At 60.6% G+C, this 16,881-nt stretch carries 19 protein-coding genes; 7 read left to right on the top strand and 12 right to left on the bottom strand.

Annotated features, from left to right (window positions below; translation table 11 throughout):
- The 6 genes from VOI21_RS19945 to VOI21_RS19970 form a co-directional block, all read right to left on the bottom strand.
- On the bottom strand, positions 1 to 166 hold a 166-nt coding region (locus VOI21_RS19945), incomplete at its 3' end, for an acetyl-coenzyme A synthetase N-terminal domain-containing protein (protein ID WP_323771850.1).
- 83 nt (positions 167 to 249) lie between these two features.
- On the bottom strand, positions 250 to 1,005 hold the full coding sequence (locus VOI21_RS19950; RefSeq protein WP_323771720.1) for an ABC transporter ATP-binding protein: 756 nt from the start codon (positions 1,003 to 1,005) through the stop codon (positions 250 to 252).
- A 245-nt stretch (positions 1,006 to 1,250) separates the two neighbouring features.
- On the bottom strand, positions 1,251 to 2,009 hold the full coding sequence (locus VOI21_RS19955) for an ABC transporter ATP-binding protein (RefSeq protein ID WP_323771721.1): 759 nt from the start codon (positions 2,007 to 2,009) through the stop codon (positions 1,251 to 1,253).
- A 12-nt stretch (positions 2,010 to 2,021) separates the two neighbouring features.
- On the bottom strand, positions 2,022 to 3,221 hold the full coding sequence (locus VOI21_RS19960) for a branched-chain amino acid ABC transporter permease (RefSeq protein WP_323771722.1): 1,200 nt from the start codon (positions 3,219 to 3,221) through the stop codon (positions 2,022 to 2,024).
- 6 nt (positions 3,222 to 3,227) lie between these two features.
- Positions 3,228 to 4,235 carry a branched-chain amino acid ABC transporter permease gene (locus VOI21_RS19965; RefSeq protein ID WP_323771723.1) on the bottom strand — a complete coding sequence of 336 codons (1,008 nt, stop codon included), beginning with the start codon at positions 4,233 to 4,235 and terminating at the stop codon, positions 3,228 to 3,230.
- 125 nt (positions 4,236 to 4,360) lie between these two features.
- Positions 4,361 to 5,707 carry a substrate-binding protein gene (locus tag VOI21_RS19970; protein WP_323771724.1) on the bottom strand — a complete coding sequence of 449 codons (1,347 nt, stop codon included), beginning with the start codon at positions 5,705 to 5,707 and terminating at the stop codon, positions 4,361 to 4,363.
- 222 nt (positions 5,708 to 5,929) lie between these two features.
- On the opposite strand from VOI21_RS19970, the gene VOI21_RS19975 reads away from it, so the two are divergent.
- The 5 genes from VOI21_RS19975 (at position 5,930) to VOI21_RS19995 (ending at position 12,155) form a co-directional block, all read left to right on the top strand.
- Positions 5,930 to 7,240, top strand: a complete 1,311-nt coding sequence (locus VOI21_RS19975) for a short-chain fatty acyl-CoA regulator family protein (RefSeq protein WP_323771725.1) — start codon at positions 5,930 to 5,932, stop codon at positions 7,238 to 7,240.
- A 238-nt stretch (positions 7,241 to 7,478) separates the two neighbouring features.
- A complete protein-coding gene (locus VOI21_RS19980) occupies positions 7,479 to 7,847 on the top strand; it encodes a response regulator (protein WP_323771726.1) in 369 nt (122 codons plus the stop codon).
- Entirely contained in the window at positions 7,844 to 8,161 is a 318-nt protein-coding gene (locus VOI21_RS19985; protein ID WP_323771727.1) for a hypothetical protein, read from the top strand. The genes VOI21_RS19980 and VOI21_RS19985 overlap by 4 nt, the downstream gene beginning before the upstream one ends.
- A complete protein-coding gene (locus tag VOI21_RS19990; RefSeq protein WP_323771728.1) occupies positions 8,158 to 10,842 on the top strand; it encodes an ATP-binding protein in 2,685 nt (894 codons plus the stop codon). The genes VOI21_RS19985 and VOI21_RS19990 overlap by 4 nt, the downstream gene beginning before the upstream one ends.
- Before the next feature lie 110 nt (positions 10,843 to 10,952).
- Positions 10,953 to 12,155: a FliM/FliN family flagellar motor C-terminal domain-containing protein gene (locus VOI21_RS19995; protein WP_323771729.1), complete on the top strand. Its 1,203-nt coding sequence runs from the start codon at positions 10,953 to 10,955 to the stop codon at positions 12,153 to 12,155.
- A 33-nt stretch (positions 12,156 to 12,188) separates the two neighbouring features.
- Here the strand turns inward: VOI21_RS19995 and VOI21_RS20000 are convergent, their stop codons facing one another.
- From VOI21_RS20000 to VOI21_RS20015, 4 genes are all read right to left on the bottom strand, one after another.
- Positions 12,189 to 12,614, bottom strand: coding sequence for a TIGR01244 family sulfur transferase (locus VOI21_RS20000; RefSeq protein WP_323771851.1), 426 nt, complete (start codon positions 12,612 to 12,614; stop codon positions 12,189 to 12,191).
- Positions 12,615 to 12,623: 9 nt separating this feature from the next.
- On the bottom strand, positions 12,624 to 13,061 hold the full coding sequence (locus VOI21_RS20005) for a DUF6691 family protein (protein WP_323771730.1): 438 nt from the start codon (positions 13,059 to 13,061) through the stop codon (positions 12,624 to 12,626).
- A 1-nt stretch (position 13,062) separates the two neighbouring features.
- A complete protein-coding gene (locus tag VOI21_RS20010; protein ID WP_323771731.1) occupies positions 13,063 to 13,488 on the bottom strand; it encodes a YeeE/YedE family protein in 426 nt (141 codons plus the stop codon).
- Between the two features lie 108 nt (positions 13,489 to 13,596).
- Entirely contained in the window at positions 13,597 to 14,460 is an 864-nt protein-coding gene (locus tag VOI21_RS20015) for an MBL fold metallo-hydrolase (RefSeq protein WP_323771732.1), read from the bottom strand.
- 141 nt (positions 14,461 to 14,601) lie between these two features.
- Here VOI21_RS20015 and VOI21_RS20020 point away from each other — a divergent pair, with 141 nt between their 5' ends.
- Both VOI21_RS20020 and VOI21_RS20025 read left to right on the top strand, forming a co-directional pair.
- Positions 14,602 to 14,922: a TraR/DksA C4-type zinc finger protein gene (locus VOI21_RS20020; RefSeq protein WP_323771733.1), complete on the top strand. Its 321-nt coding sequence runs from the start codon at positions 14,602 to 14,604 to the stop codon at positions 14,920 to 14,922.
- A 34-nt stretch (positions 14,923 to 14,956) separates the two neighbouring features.
- Positions 14,957 to 15,175 carry a hypothetical protein gene (locus VOI21_RS20025; protein WP_323771734.1) on the top strand — a complete coding sequence of 73 codons (219 nt, stop codon included), beginning with the start codon at positions 14,957 to 14,959 and terminating at the stop codon, positions 15,173 to 15,175.
- A gap of 116 nt (positions 15,176 to 15,291) precedes the next feature.
- Here VOI21_RS20025 and VOI21_RS20030 read toward each other — a convergent pair whose 3' ends face one another.
- Together VOI21_RS20030 and VOI21_RS20035 are read right to left on the bottom strand one after the other, a co-directional pair.
- On the bottom strand, positions 15,292 to 16,035 hold the full coding sequence (locus tag VOI21_RS20030) for a peptidase (RefSeq protein WP_323771735.1): 744 nt from the start codon (positions 16,033 to 16,035) through the stop codon (positions 15,292 to 15,294).
- Positions 16,036 to 16,083: 48 nt separating this feature from the next.
- A complete protein-coding gene (locus tag VOI21_RS20035) occupies positions 16,084 to 16,881 on the bottom strand; it encodes a transglutaminase family protein (RefSeq protein ID WP_323771736.1) in 798 nt (265 codons plus the stop codon).

Consider the following 16,881-nt stretch of genomic DNA (forward strand, 5'->3'; position numbering starts at 1 on the left):
CGTTCTTGATCTCGGTCGGGGCCTTCATCCAGTCCAGCCGCTGCGCCTGCTCGGCCCAGAACCCCTCGGGGTCGCTGATCGACGCCGCATACATCGCGTCATAGCGCGCCGCGTCGATGTGGGCGTTTTTGACTTGTTCGTCTGACGGGGGGTAGGTCTTGCTCATCGGGCTCTCCTCCAGAATGTGATTGGGGGCAGGGAAAACCTCCCCGCCCCCGAAATCAAGTGGTTCCTAAGTCGCGTGGGGGATCAGATGGCCAGATATTCGGCGCGCAGCGCCTCGTTCTCCAGCACTTCGGCGGCGGTTCCGTCAAAGACAATCGATCCGGTATCCAGAATCACCGCACGATCAGCCAGTTGCAGCGCGCGCACGGCGTTCTGTTCGACGATGACCGTGGTCATGCCCTGTTCCTTGACGTGGCGCAGGGTCTTTTCGATTTCGTCGACGATAACCGGGGCCAGCCCCTCATAGGGCTCATCCAGCAACAGCACCTTGATGTCGCGCGCCAGCGCCCGTGCGATGGCCAGCATCTGCTGTTCGCCGCCCGACAGCGTCACGCCTTCCTGTTTGCGGCGTTCACCGAGGCGCGGGAAGAGGTCATAGAGGCGGTCCAGCGACCAGCCGATCGGCGGGGCGATCTGCGCCAGTTGAAGGTTTTCCTCGACCGTCAGACCGGGAATGATGCGGCGGTCTTCGGGAACAAGGCCCAGCCCCGCGATGGACGCCTGATGCGACTTCATCAGGTGTAGCGGTTGATGGTCCAGCCAGATTTCGCCTTGGTTCACCTGCGGGTCGTCCAGCCGCGCGATAGAGCGCAGCGTCGTGGTCTTGCCAGCGCCATTCCGGCCGAGCAGCGCGAGGATTTCGCCCTCGTGTACGTTAAAGCTGACGCCTTGGACGATGTAGCTTTCGCCATAGTAGGAATGCATGTCGTAGACCGACAGGAAGGCGGGGGCCGTTTCGGCCATGTTCGAGTTCTTGGAAAAATCGGGACGGACGTTCATTGTTGTGACTCCGTTGGAGGGTTTGTCGTCAAGCAGTTGGCTTCATTGGATTTGGACGCACTCAGACTCTATTCGAGAAACATTGTTGCGGACCCGCACACGAACGGCATGTTCTGCCGCCTCGCACTGTGCTTTCGTTTCAAATCGTTGCGTCTCGATGATGTCCACGGTGTCCGAGGGAGAGAGAACGACAAAAACCAAAAGGAACAAATTGCTGTTCATCCGGTTTGTTCCTTCCGTTTTGTTCAGGTGTGGGCTTCGCCGAGGTAGGCTTCTTGCACCTTTGGATGGCCTTTGATGTTCTCTGGCGCATCCTCGACCAGGGGTGTGCCCTGCGCCAGAACCGTGATCCGGTCGGCGAGGGAAAAGACCACGTGCATGTCGTGTTCGATGATGGCGATGGTGATGTCGCGCTGGTCCTTGATCTGCTTGAGCAGGTCGATGGTGTTGTTGGTGTCGGCGCGCGCCATCCCGGCGGTGGGTTCGTCCAGAAGCAGGAGTTTCGGCTCCTGCACTAGGCACATGGCCATCTCCAGCCGCCGTTTGTCGCCACGCGACATCGAGGCCGAGTGCATGTGGCGCTTGTCCAGCATGTTGACCTCTTCCAGCATCTTTTCGGCCTCTTCTATGAGCGAGCGCTCATTGGCGACCGATTCGAAGGCATGCAGGCGGTATGAGCCGTCCCGCTTGGCGAAAAGCGGGATCATCATGTTCTCGAACACCGTGAGATCGCCAAAAATTTCGGGCGTCTGGAAGACGCGGGAAATTCCCATCTGGTTGATCTCATGCGGGCTGCGGCCCAGAACTGACTGGCCCTGGAACATGACCGATCCGGTGTCGGGGATCAGCTTGCCCACGAGGCAGTTCAGCAGCGTGGACTTGCCCGCGCCGTTCGGCCCGATGATCGCGTGACAGGTGTTTTCCTGCACCGAGAGGTTCACATCGGAAAGCGCCTTGAGGCCGCCAAACCGTTTGCCCACGTCTTTGATTTCAAGGATACCCATGGGTTTTTCTCCTTATTCCGCGGGTTCGGTCTTGGCCGATTTGGGCTCTTCGGTTTTCTTGCGGCGGAAGAGGCGCGCAATGCGTTGTCCACCTTCGACAAGACCGCCGGGCAGGAAGATAACCACCAGCATGAAGATGATGCCCAGCGTGAGGTGCCAGCCTTTGCCGACGAAGGGGTGGATGATGAACACCACCGAATCCTCCAGCCCGTCAGGCATGAAGCTGAACCAGCTGTGCAGCACGTTGTCGTTGATCTTCGAAAAGATGTTCTCGAAGTACTTGATCATGCCTGCGCCCAGTACCGGGCCTATCAGCGTGCCCGCGCCACCGAGAATGGTCATCAGCACAACCTCACCAGACGCGGTCCACTGCATCCGTTCTGCACCTGCCAGCGGGTCCATCGCGGCCATCAGGCCACCGGCCAGTCCGGCATACATGCCGGAGATCACGAAGGCCGCAAGCGTGTAGGGTTTCGGGTTCAGGCCGGTGTAGTTCAGGCGTTGCTGGTTCGACTTGATCGCCCGCAGCATCATCCCGAAGGGCGAGCGAAAGATGCGGATCGACAGGTAGAAGGCAAGCAGCATGACCACGGCACAGACGTAGTAGCCTGCCGAGAAGGTAAAGCTCCACGGGCCAACCACCATGTCATAGGCACCTCGCATCTCGATGCCGAAGAGGTTGGTCACCGGAATCGAGCCGTCTGCGGTTTGCGACACACCCAGAACACGCGGATCGTCCAGCGTCAGTTGCAGGCCGGTTTCACCATTGGTCAGCGGCGTCAGCACCGAGTAAGCCAGCGCAAAGGACATTTGCGCAAAGGCCAGCGTCAGGATCGAAAAGTAGATCCCTGAACGGCGAAGGCTGACAAAGCCGATGACCAGAGCAAAGACACCCGCGATGACGACCGACAGGAGGATCGCCGGGACGATGTTCATCGACAAAAGCTTGAACATCCAGACGGCCGAGTAAGACCCGACCCCCAGAAAGGCCGCGTGACCAAAAGAAAGGTAGCCAGTCAGGCCGAACAGGATGTTAAAGCCGATGGCGAAGATCCCGAAGATCACGAAACGCTGCATCAGATCCGGATATCCGGCGTTGAACTGCGCCAGACCGCTATCCGTCGGGAAGGGGTTGAGGATAAAGGGGGCGAGCATAGTCAGCGCCACCACGATGATCAGCAGTGTGCTGTCTTTCTTGTCCAATCCAAGCATGGCGGTTTACTCCATCACGCCTTTGCGACCCATCAGACCGCGCGGACGGGTCAGAAGGATGACAATGGCGACAAGGTATATGATGATTTGGTTGATGCCGGGGATCAGGGTGATGACCTGTTCCATGGACGCAAAACTCTCAAGGATGCCCAACAGGAAACCCGCGAGTACGGCACCGGGCAATGAGCCCATACCGCCGACGACAACCACCACAAAACTGAGGACGAGGAAGTCCATGCCCATATGATAGTTTGGCGCGTTGATTGGCCCGTACATTACACCCGCAAGGCCCGCCACAGCGGCGGCGATGCCGAACATGATGGTGAACTTGCGGTCGATGTCGATGCCTAGCAAGCCAACGGTTTCACGGTCGGCCATGCCTGCGCGGACTACCATTCCGAAGGTGGTGAACTGCAGGAAGGCAAAGACCGCGCCGATGATGAGCAGTGCAAAGCAGAAGTAGACGATCCGCCAGACCGGGTAGACAATGGTCGAAGTCAGCTGCGCGATGCCGGACAGCGCCTCGGGGGCGGGGGTCTGGATCGGGTTTGCGCCGAAGTAGTATTTGACGATTTCCTGCAGCACGATCGCCAGACCGAAGGTCACAAGGATCTGGTCGGCGTGGGGTCGTTTGTAGAAATGCTTGATCAGCCCGCGCTCCATAATGAAGCCGATGCCGATCATGACCGGGATGGCAAACAGGATGGCAAGCGGGACGGACCATTCTATGATACTTGACCCGACTTCTGGCCCGAACCAACTTTCGACGTAGGGCGTCTTGACCTTCAGCGGGTTGCCGAGAAAGTCGGTTTGTGACGGATCGACGGTTTCGAAAGACGAGTTCAGGATACGCTGTAGCGTCACCGAACAGAAGGCGCCGATCATGAACAACGCGCCGTGCGCGAAGTTGACCACACCCAGCGTGCCGAAGATGAGTGTCAGACCCAGCGCGATCAGTGCATAGGCAGAGCCCTTGTCGAGCCCGTTCAGAATTTGGAGGATTATAGCGTCCATTGTCCCACCCTTTGCGGTCGGAGTGCGGAGAAAACGGGACCCGTCAGACGGGCCGAGGGGAGTGGAGAGGCTGGGGCAGGGCGCGCGGCCCTGCCCCTACAGACGGTCCCGTCGGGACCGGTCCGTTATGCGCCCGGGTTGCAGGACCCCAGCTGGCCGCCCGCAAACATCGGGTGATCGGCTGCGTACTCAACCTGCCCACGCGGGGTGATTTCCACGATCTCGAGAAGGTCGAATTCCGAGGTCGGGTTCTCTTTACCCTTCACGACCAGCACGTCTTTAAAGCACTGGTGGTCTTCCGCACGGTAGAGGGTCGGGCCGTTGCCCAGACCGTCGAATTCGAACCCTTCGAGGGCTTCGACGACGGCGCAGGGGTTGAACGAACCGGCGCGCTGAACGGCATCCGCATACAGCAGGGTCTGCACATAGCAGGTGTGCGCAGCCTGGCTCGGCGGGAAACCGTACTTGGTGCCAAAGGACTTCACGAAGGTCTTGGAACCCTCGTCCTGCAGTGACCAGTGCCAGTTGGTCGAGCCGAAGATGCCCTTGACGTTGGCACCAGCACCCTTCGCCATCAGGCGCGAGTACAGCGGAACAACGATCTCGAACTGCTTGCCGTCGACGATCTTTTCACGCAGGCCGAACTGAACGGCGTTGGTCAGCGAGTTGACCATGTTTCCGCCGTAGTGGTTCAGGACCAGCACGTCTGCGCCCGAGTTCAGAACTGGAGCGATGTAGGACGAGAAGTCCGTTGCCGCCAGCGGTGTCAGAACGTTGTTGACCGTCTGCCAGCCAAGCGCCTCGGTGGCGGCCGCGATCGACTCTTGCTGGGTCCAGCCCCAGGTGTAGTCGGCGGTCAGGTGATAGGCCTTGCGGTCGTTGCCGTAGTTCTTGGCAAGCACCGGGGCCAGCGCGGCACCCGACATATAACCGTTGAAGAAGTGACGGAAACCGTTCGCCTTCTTGTCTTTGCCGGTGGTGTCGTTCGAGTGGGTCAGGCCAGCCATGAAGATGACGCCTGCCTCTTGGCACAGACCCTGCACGGCGATTGCCACACCAGAGGACGAGCCGCCGGTGATCATCACCGCACCGTCTTTTTCGATCATCGACTTGGCCGATGCGCGCGCGGCGTCCGACTTTGTCTGGGTATCGCCGGTCACATACTCGACCTTGCGGCCCAGAATGCCGGTGCCTTCAAGCGACTTAGACGAGAACGTCGCCAGCATGCCGCCGTCGCCGCCACCGTTCAGGTGCTCAACCGCCAGTTCATAGGCGCGCAGTTCGTCCGCGCCTTCGTCGGCATAAGCGCCGGTCTGCGGAACGTTGAAGCCCAGCGTGACTTTGTCGTTGCCCGGCGCGTTCGTGAAACCCGTGTGGCTTGCGGCGGACAGGTACGTCGGCAGCGCAAGGCCGGCACCGGCTACTGCGCCGGTCTGGATCACGCCACGGCGTGTCACATTCTTTATGGACATGAAAATCCTCCCGTTTCGAGAAAGCCGCCCCACATTCTCCTCAGCACGTGGGGCGATCGCACATCTGTGCAAATGCAGTATGGCAGTGAGACGGAAAATTGCGCAACAACCGCTTTACGTATAACGGTTTTTTTGTCAACGTCTGAAAAGGATGCCGTGGTATTCTGTAAAGGTGTTTATATTGCGCCGCAGAAACCCATTGAAACAGCAAGGGAATGCGCAATGCCCCGCGACACCTTAACAGGATCGCGAATCCGCGAACGTCGGGTTCTGCGTGGGCTCAAGCAAGCCGATCTGGCCCGACAGGCGGGAATTTCGGCCTCTTACCTCAACCTTATCGAGCATAACCGGCGTAGAATCGGCGGGAAGTTGCTGCTGGCCATCGCCGATATTCTCAGGGTCGAGCCGGCGGCCCTGACCGAAGGCGCAGGGGCGGCGTTGATTGCCTCGCTGCGCGAAGCCTCGGCCGACAGGCCGCAAGTCGGAGCAGAACTGGACAGGGTCGACGAATTCGCCGGGCGCTTTCCGGGGTGGGCGCAACTGGTGGCGGACAGTCGTGCGCGCATCACCCAGCTGGAGCGCAGCCTCGAAACCCTGAACGATCGCATGACCCATGATCCGCACCTTGCCGCCTCGCTGCACGAAATGCTGTCAACGGTGACGGCGATCCGGTCTGCTGCCTCGATCCTTGCCGAACCCGGCGAGGTGGACGCAGAGTGGCAGGCGCGTTTTCACCGAAACATCTACGAAGACAGCGCAAGGCTGGCCGAGACCAGCCGGGGGCTTGTGAGCTATCTCGAAGCCGATGAGACATCGCCGCTGGAAACCGGTACGCCGCAAGAAGAGCTGGACGCCGTCCTTGAGGGCGCAGGCCATACCATCCCCGAGATCGAAGAGGGGGAGGGCACGGATGCGGCACTATCGCGGCTGGGCCGTAGTCTGTCAGAGCCCGCAAAGGGTCTGTTCCGGCTTTGGCTGGATCGCTACGCGGCAGATGCAAGGGCGCTGCCGCTGTCGGCGCTACAGCCGGAAATTGCGGAACATGGCCCCAATCCGGCGGTCTTGGCCGCCAAGCTGGGGGCCGATCCGGCACGCGTCATGCGGCGTCTGGCCGCCATGCCATTGGATGTCCTGCCAACGCCCGTCGGGCTGGCAATCTGCGATGCGTCCGGCGTGTTGACCTACCGCAAGCCACTGCCGGAATTCCCGATGCCGCGGTTTGGCGCGGCCTGTCCGCTGTGGCCGCTTTACCGCGCCCTGAGCAGGCCGCATGTCATCCTGTCCGGACCCGTGATGCAGGCTGGCCGCAGTAGCGCGGCGCTTTGGGCCGAGGCGCTGGCCACCCCTCTTGGTGGTCCGGCGGTGAACGCCGACCCGCTCTATCAGGCGCAGATGATGGTTCGGCCACTTCCAGCGGGTATAGAGGCGCCCGCCGCACTGCCGCAACTGGGTGTGGCGTGTCGCGTTTGTCCACGCGAGGCCTGTGAGGGCCGCCGCGAGCCGTCAATTCTCGCCTCTGCCAGTCGGGGGTGACTGCGGTCCGCGATCATTGGTCGCTATAAGTCTCTGACGACGCAAAGGAGTTCCGCCGATACCCTCTTGCGAGAAGGGTCGCCAACGCCATCCGGTCGGAGATGCGGACAAGGTTTCAAGAAAACCTGTGCCGAAGGGCAACAGTTTTTTGACACGGGCGGAAAATACCGCCTAAAATCCCCCCATCTGCTGGAGAACGGGCGCAAAAGACCCGGGAGGCGGAATGCGGGGGGAAAGAATGGGCGGACAAGTTCTGCTGATCGAGGACGAGCCGAATATAATCGAGGCGATCAGGTTCATATTGTCCCGGGACGGATGGCAGGTACACACCCATTCCAACGGGACAGACGCCGTCCAGATCGTGCGCGATCGGGATCCGGATGTGGTGATCCTTGATGTCATGCTGCCTGGACGGTCGGGATATGACATCCTCCGTGAATTGCGCGAAGATCCGGCCCATGCCGATCTGCCGGTTCTGATGCTGACGGCGCGCGGGCAGAGCAAGGATCGCGAAATGGCCGAGCGCGCGGGGGCCAGCCGGTTCATGACCAAGCCTTTCTCCAACGCCGAAGTGCTCGACGCGGTCCGAGCGTTGTCGTCGCAATGAGCGGCTCTGCCGGCGGCTTGCCCGTGCGTCCACCGGGCAAACCTCCCGCAGGCGTTGTGCCGATCCATGTCGAACGCCAGACATTCCGCCGTCGCCGCCTGATTGACGCCACCTGCGCGTTGCCGCTGCTGGGCTGGGTCCTGTGGTGGTTGCCGTTGCTCTGGTCCGGGTCCGAGGTGAATGTGCCCGCGTCCCAAGTGTTGATCTATATCTTCGGAGTCTGGATCGCCCTTGCCATCGGAGCGGGGCGGCTTGTCCACCTGCTGAATCGCAGCCGACCCGGCGGGGCCGGGGGCAAGGGGGGCGGGCGGTGAGCACGCTCAACATGCTGGCGGTGATTTCTGTCGCCTATGTCGCGTTGCTGTTTTCGGTCGCCTTTTTTGCCGAACGCGCCGCACTGCGCGGTCGCGAGCGGTGGTTGCGCGCCCCTTTGGTCTACACCCTGTCGCTGTCGATCTACTGTACCGCATGGACGTTTTACGGCGCGGTCGGCAGTGCCGCCCGCAACGGGTTCGAGTATTTGACGATCTATCTTGGCCCCAGCCTTGTGATGCTGGGGTGGTGGTGGATCCTGCGCAAACTGGTGCGTATCGGGCGCAATCAGCGGATCACCTCCATCGCCGACCTTATCTCGTCCCGCTACGGCAAATCTAACCTGCTGGGCATTGGCGTCACCATTCTCGCCGTTGTCGGGACAACTCCTTATATTGCCCTTCAACTGCAATCCGTGACCCTGTCGGTCGAAGTTTTTGCGCCCACACAGGTTGGCGCTGAGGGCGCACCGGGTTTGACAGCGCTTTGGGTGGCGGCGGGGCTGGCGGTCTTCACCGTCATATTCGGCACGCGGAACCTTGACGCGAATGAGCGCCATCACGGAGTCGTCATGGCCATCGCAGTAGAGGCGGTGGTCAAGCTGACGGCCTTGCTTGCCTTGGGGGTATTTGTGGTCTGGGGCCTGTCGGACGGGGTGTCTGCAACGCTGGCCCGTATCGACGCATCCCCACTGGGCAGTTGGTCGGTCGACAATGCCCGCTGGGCTGGGATCATGTTGCTGTCGGCGGCGGCGTTCCTCTGTCTGCCACGAATGTTTCAGGTGCTGGTGGTCGAGAATGACAACGACGCGCAGCTGAGGATGGCTGCCTGGGCCTTTCCTTTGTATCTGATGGGGATGAGCCTGTTTGTGGTGCCGATCGCGGTCACCGGGCTTGACCTGCTGCCTCCTGGTTCTAACCCCGATCTTTTTGTGCTGACGATTCCGCTCAGTCAGGGGCAGGAAGGGCTGGCCATGCTGTCCTTCCTTGGCGGGTTCAGCTCGGCCACCTCGATGGTGATCGTGGCGGCCATTGCCCTGTCGACCATGGTATCGAACCACATTGTCATGCCGGTCTGGTTGCGGCTGCGGGTGGGGTCGGCCAGCGTGTCCGGCGATGTGCGACATGTTGTTCTGGTTTCCCGGCGGATCTCTATCGCCGGGGTGTTGTTGCTGGGCTACCTCTATTACGCCCTGTCCGGCGGCCAGACAGAGCTTGCCGCGATCGGATTGGTGTCCTTTACGGGCGTGGCGCAAGTGTTGCCGGCGCTTCTGGGCGGGATATTCTGGCGCGGGGCCACCCGCATCGGCGCGCTGGCGGGGCTGACGGCGGGGTTCGGGATCTGGCTCTATACTCTCTATCTGCCCAGCTTCGGCCCCGGCACCGTCCTGCCCGACGCATGGTTCGTGACTGGGCCGTTCAACATCGCCGCGCTGCGACCCGAGGCGTTGTTTGGCATCGGCTTTGACGACAAGTTGCTGCATTCCATGTTCTGGAGTCTGCTGCTCAATGCGCTGACCTTTGTCGCCGCATCACTGATGAGTGAAGCCTCGCCGCTGGAACGTCTGCAAGGGGCGCAGTTCGTGTCTGCTCAACAGGCCGGTGCCGGTCCCCGCAGCTGGTTGCAAAGCACGGCAGAAAGCGAAGACCTGATGGTCATGACCCAGCGCATTCTGGGCGCGCAAGAGGCGCAGGCGCTGTTCCTGCGTGAGGCCCGGGCGCAGGGAGTGGAGGGCGATCTGCCCGCTCCGACACCGGAGTTCCTGCAACGTCTGGAACGCGAACTGGGCGGCTCTGTGGGGGCGGCGACGGCGCATGCGATGGTTGGCCAAATCGTCGGCGGAGCCATGGTGTCCGTCGAAGACCTCATGGCGGTGGCCGATGAGACGGCGCAGATGATGGAATACTCCGCGCGCCTTGAGGCGCAGTCACAAGAGTTGACGCGCACGGCTGGCGAACTGCGCCGCGCTAATGAAAAGCTGACGCGCCTGTCCGTGCAGAAGGATGCGTTCCTGAGCCAGATCAGTCATGAGTTGCGCACACCGATGAGCTCTATCCGCGCCTTTTCAGAGATCCTGCGCGACGCGCAAGGCCTGACGCGGTCCGAGCAAAACCGGTATGCTTCTATCATGCACGACGAGGCGCTGCGGTTGACCCGCCTACTGGACGATCTGCTTGACCTGTCAGTGCTGGAAAACGGGCAGGTCAGCCTGAACTTGACGGAAGGCAGGCTGGAGGATGTGCTGGACAGAGCCGTCTCAGCGGCCTTGGCGGATGAGGCGGGGTCGGGCATCCGGGTGGTCCGGCGCAGGGTCAACGAACAGGTCTTTCTGTCGACGGATGTCGAAAGGCTGGCGCAGGTCTTTATCAACTTGATCGCCAACGCGCGTAAGTATTGCGACGCTGATGAGCCGGAGTTGCGCATTGTCGTGACAGAGGCGCGCAACGATTTATTGGTGGATTTCATCGACAACGGGTCTGGGGTGGCACCCGAGGCGCAGGATGTGATCTTTGAAAAATTCGCCCGTGTGAGTGATCAGAAAGCAGGCGGTGCGGGGTTGGGCTTGGCGATTTCGCGCCAGATCGTGGCGCGTTTGGGGGGTGAAATCAGCTATCTCCCCGACCGTGACGGAGCGGCGTTTCGTGTGTCACTGCCATTGCGACAAATCTTGGCGGCGCAATAACCCCGTCCTAAGCCCGATTATTTACGCAAATCACAGAGTGTTAAAGCCCTTGGTAACCAAATCGGCCGATAACGGGAGCCGGAGGCAGTTTTCGATGGGCATTCATTTGCATGGCTGACGGTGCGCGAAATGACGTCATGGGTCAAAAGGCCCTAGCGGCTCAACGGGCCTATGAGGCGCGTGGCATGTCGCTGGCCAAAGCGCTGCGCCGCGCGTTGTCGCGAACTGCGGATGTGCTCTGGGACCTTGCTCTGGTCACGCAGTCGGTCACCGTCGACACGATGGATCAGGACGAAGTTGTTGAGGCGCTTGGAAAAAGGGACCTTCTGGTTGTTCTCGATGGTCCGGACGGGGCGGTCGGGATCGCCTCTATCGACCGTCAGGTGATGACCGGCGTGATCGAGGTTCAGACCATTCAGCAGGTCACCCAGATGCCGGTCGAGGATGACCGCCTCTTGACGCAGACTGACGCCGCGATGCTGGCACCGTTGCTCGACGGGGCCTTGGGGCGATTGGCTGACACCCTGACGGATCACCCACTACACGCGCAACTGTCGGGCTATCGCTATGGCGCGATGATTGAGGATTCGCGCGCTGCGGGCCTGCTGCTTGATGCTGCGGGGTATCGGTCGTTCCGGGCCGACATCGATCTTGCGCTGGGTCGGCGGCGCGGTGTGCTGACTTTCTTTCTACCCGAATGCAAACCAAAGCGTAGTGCGTCGGGTGCAGTGCAGGGTGCCGGCCCGCACGAAGAGCGGTTGAGCCGGGTGCCTGCCCGACTGGACGCGGCTCTTGCTCGGATCACCTTGCCCCTCAGCAAGGCCGAGGCGCTGAAACCGGGCGACGTCCTGAACCTGCCACTGGACGCGTTGGCCAAGGTTGAGGTTATGGCGGGCCGTGGTCACCTTGTGGCGCGCGGCCGTCTTGGGCAACTTAACGGGTTGCGCGCGGTGCGTCTGACATGGCCGGGGAACGAAACGGCGTCATCCAGCAAGGCTGATCCTGCGGCAATGTCAGCGGCGGTCCCGCCCAAGGCGGACATGGGCGCTGCGTTCGACGATATGAATGCCGCTCCGGTGGCGGGTTTGCCTGCAATTCCGGACGTGCCTGCGGTCGATGACGGTGGGGCAGACGATTTGCCTGACCTGCCTCCAATGGATTTTGGGGCAGACGCGGGTGATTTCGATTTCGGCGATCTGGGTGAGGATCTCGCCGATATCGGCGATGGCCAACCGATGGAGGCCTTGCCCGAGATTGACGTCAGCGATGGATTCGCCTCGGCACCATTGGACTTTGATTTCGAAGAAAAATAGAATGCGCGGCGCCCAAAGGCGCTACGCTGACGCTCAGGGCTTGGCCAGAGTTTCCAGCGTCGGGCGAAGCCCTGCCAAATTGTAGCCTGCCTTGGCTGCTGCCTCGATCACCGCATCCGCGCCCAACGCCTCGGCATTGCCCAGCGCCCAGATCACCGAACAACGCGTACCAGAGGCGCAATAGGCCAGAACGGGGCCGTCGGCGGCCGCAACAAGTTCCGCTTGCGCGAGGATGTTTTCGGCGGTCATCGTCTGATGAGTGATGGGCAGCGCGGCAAAACGCAGCCCGGCGGCCTCAACTGCCTGGCGCATGACCTCTGTCTGATGCGATGGCGGAACCTCCGCATCAGGCCGGTTGTCTATGACCAGAACATAGCCCGCCTCTTTGATCGCCACACAATCCTGCGGGTCGATTTGCGGCGATACGTGATAACGGTCTGTCAGGGCGCTTGGATGCATGGACATCGTTTATTCCGCCGGAACCATTCTGTCCAGTCGGGCTCGCGCGATCGGTGCAATCAGCATCCCACCCAGCATGGCCGCGACAAAGACATAGAGCGACGGACCGCCATAGCTAAGCGATGCGATGGACGGTCCCGGGCACAGGCCCACAAGACCCCATCCCATACCGAACATCACCGATCCTAGGATAAGTTTACTGTCAATTTCTTTCGACGGCGGCGGTGGAAGCGCTTCGCCCGTCAGCGATGTCGTGCGTCGGTTGCGGATCAGCCATGCAATGGCCATGGGGATCATGGCACCGCCCATGACAAACGCAAGTGTCGGATCCCAAGCCCCAAAGACATCCAGCCAGCCCTGCACCTTGGTTGTGTCGGTCATGCCCGATACAAAGAGTCCGGCCCCAAAGAGCCCGCCCGCTATGAAGGCAATAATCAGCTTTGCCATGTCAGATCACCCCCAGAATGTGACGGAAAATAACCACGCCGACACCGCCGGCGAAGATGTAGCAGAAGGTGGCGACAAACCCGCGGACCGACAGCCGCGACATGCCACAGACCCCGTGTCCTGAGGTGCAACCGTTTGCGAAGCGGGTGCCGACCCCGACTAGAAGACCGGCGGCGATCAGGACAACATAGTTGTCAGTGATGTGCGGATCCACATCGCGGTAGAAGGGCGCAAGCAGAACCGGCAGCAGCGCCACACCAATCAGAAATATGATGCGTTCGGCAGCGGTGGACCAACCCGATCCATCGACAAGGCCGCCAATGATCCCGCTGGCACCCATGATACGGCCATTGCCAAGGAGGTAGACGGCACCGCCGGTTCCGATCAGCAAGCCGCCGATCAGCCCCCAGATCCAGTCGATAGGCATATGAGTGTTTCCTTTGTTTGCGCAGGCGAAATCCCCGGTTCGCATCGGGACGATTTTTCGCCGAAAAATCGGCTCTGCGACATCAGTCGCAAGAGCCAGTCCAGTAAGTCAGAGCTTGTTGACGGGCACCTTTAGGAACACGTCGCCCTTTTCATCCGCAGGCGGCATCTGGCCAGCCCGCATGTTCACCTGCAAGGACGGGATGATCAGCTTGGGCATGGCCAACGTGGCGTCACGCGTGTCGCGCATCTCGACGAATTGTTCTTTCGATTTGCCTTCGCCGACGTGCACGTTTTGGGTCTTTTGCGCCCCCACTGTGGTTTCCCATGCATAGTCGTCGCGGCCCGGTGCCTTGTAGTCGTGGCCGACAAAGATGCGAGTCTCATCGGGCAGGGCGAGGATCTTTTGAACCGAGTCGAACAGCGTCTCGGATGAGCCGCCGGGAAAATCGCAGCGCGCGGTGCCGAAATCGGGCATGAACAGCGTGTCGCCGACAAAGGCCGCGTCGCCGATTGTGTAGGTCAGGCAGGCCGGAGTGTGACCGGGCGTGTGCAGGACGTCGCCGCGCATCTGGCCGATGTGAAAGCTGTCCCCTTCCTGGAAAAGCTGATCGAACTGCGACCCGTCGCGCTGGAACTCGGTGCCCTCGTTGAAAACCTTGCCAAAGGTATCCTGCACGATCTTGATGCGGTCGCCGATGCCGATTTTGCCGCCCAGCCGTTCCTGAAGATAGGGCGCGGCGGACAGGTGATCGGCGTGGACATGTGTTTCCAGCAACCACTCGACCGTGTAGCCTTTGTCCTTCACGAAGGCGATGACCGTGTCAGCCGATTTCGTATCGGTCCGACCGGACGAATAGTCAAAGTCCAGCACGCTGTCGATGATGGCACAGGACATGCCATTGGGATCGCGCACCACGTAAGAGATCGTGTTGGTCGCGTCGTCGAAGAAGGCGGTGACTTCAGGTTTCATGGCAGTTCCCTCCAAGCGGTTTGGTCATTCATATACGTAAAGGTGAATATGTTTCAAGAGGGAAGGCATGGTTGATATGCATCAAGGCCGCAACCGCCTCACTTTGACAAAGTCGAATTGCAGTTAAGGAGGCACCAGATCATGTCCCACCACGCCCAAAAACGTGTTCTTCTCCAACGGTTGCGCGCCTTGGGCGTGCGACTGGACGAAATCGAAGCAGCGCTTGAATCGCCGCACTCGAAGGACTGGGACGAAATGGCCATAGAGCGCGAGGGCGAAGAGGTGTTGGAACGCTTAGGCGAGAGCGGTCAGGCCGAAATCGCCCGAATCAAGGCCGCGCTTGGGCGGATGGCGCAGGGCGAATACGGGTTTTGCACGCGCTGCGGCGGTGAGATTTCGGCAGAGCGGTTGGCCGCAGTGCCAGAGGCCCCGCTTTGCAAAGACTGTGCTGCCCAAGTCTGAGGCATCGGAGATTCATTTCAGGAGAGAACGGACCATGTCGGAACACGAACATCTCGAAGCGCGCATCGACTCGCTGCGAAAGGAAATCGCCGCGTCAAAAGGCGCGGCGCGAAAGGATCTGATGGAGCACCTCGAACAGGCGGCAATGGGTCTGGAGAGCGCTGGCGGAACCGTGCCCGCGTGGGTGCAAGAGGTGCTGGAAGCCATGCATGAGGATGAAGCCGAAGACGGCTTTGACAACATGCCGCTCTGATCACTTGTCTGAGTTCCAGAGGATTTGAGGCATTATGGAGTGCTGTCGGGCCAAACACGGCCTAACAACTCTCCATAAGAGGTTCATTTACCAAGCACAGAGTTGTCAGCGCGCAGTCAGGTCTGCGTGGGGGCTCTGAAAGCGGGCAGGCTGTCGAGCGCTTGCTTGAGCGCCTTGCTCCAACCATCGCTAATTGTCCGGAAATACGGATCTTCCAGTTCGATCCGTCCGGTTTCGCCCTGCACCAGACTATCGGTCGCGTAGAGATGATAGTCGAACGGGGCACCCACGGTGAGGTTTGCCTTTACGGTGCTGTCAAAACTGACAAGCAAGAGTTTTACAGCGTCCTCAAAACTCAATGCCGGATCATAGGCGCGCACAAGGATCGGGCGCCCATACTTGATCTCGCCGATCTGAAAGAAGGGCGTGTCGGGGCCGGCCTCGATAAAATTGCCCTCTGGATAGATCAGGAACAGCCGCGGCGGGCCTCCGGCGATCTGGCCGCCTAGAATAAGCGTGGCGTTGAACACCGAAGAGGCGCGTTGTCCGGTATCGGAATTGCGTGCGATCACGTCGCGGAGCGTGTCCGCGATCATTCGCGCCGCCTGATACATGGAAGGCACATCTAGAATTGAAGGATGGCGGTCTTCCCGGGCCTTTTCACGCTCGTCGAGTTCGCTCACCACCGCCTGCGTGGTGGCAAGGTTTCCGGCGCTGAGCAGTGTGATCACGCGGTCGCCTTCAGCTTCCCAAATCTTGGTTTTGCTGAAGGTCGAGATGTTGTCCATCCCGGCGTTGGTCCGAGTGTCGGACATAAAGACCAACCCCCGATCCATCATCATTCCCACGCAATAGGTCATCTAACGTCCCCGAGTTACATACGGGTCACGCCCGATTCGTCGGGGACATTACTGCTGTGCCACCTCTATTGCCACATCCAGTGATTCATCGGCCCCGCCCTGTCGTGTTCCACGGACAGGAGCGGCATCGTGGTAGTCCATGCCGGTGGCAACCCGAACATACCGGTTGTCTGGTGAAATACAGTTTGCGCAGTCGAACCCGACCCATCCCAACCCGGGAATATGTGCCTCTGCCCATGCGTGCATGGCATCCTGCTCAACCTTGTCGTCCAGCAAAAGGTAGCCGGAAACATAGCGCGCCGGCAGTCCCATCTCCCGCACGCAGGCGATGAAGACATGGGCATGATCCTGACAAACCCCGCGGCCTTCGGCCAGCACGGTTTCGGCGGTCGACGTGGAATCCGACGCGCCGACCTCATAGGACACAGCCTCTGCGACGGCGGCCATCAGCGCATGCGCCTGATCCAGTTCCGAGCCGCCGGACACCTCACGAATCAGCGCCCGCACTCCGGGTCCGGGGCGAGTTTGCGGCGTCACCCGCTCATATAGCCAGAGAGGTGCCGGGCCTTGGTGACGACCGACGACGCCGTTGGATTCGCCGATCGTGACCTCACCCTCGCAGGTGATGATCAGTTCCTGCGCGCCGCGATCAATCTCTATCAGGTCGACGGTGTTTAGGTGGTGGTCGACGTAGGTCAGACCCTTCTGCCCGCCCGTGACCTTCGTGTCCCATTTCACAACGTTCTGGTTGTGACGTGACTTCGGCGTCTTGCGCAACTGCTGAAGACCGAACGTCACGGGCTCTTCAAAGCTGTAGTGGGTGGTGTGGCTGATGGTCAGATGCAT

It is taken from the genome of Antarctobacter sp. (assembly GCF_034670325.1).
Classification (GTDB): domain Bacteria; phylum Pseudomonadota; class Alphaproteobacteria; order Rhodobacterales; family Rhodobacteraceae; genus Antarctobacter.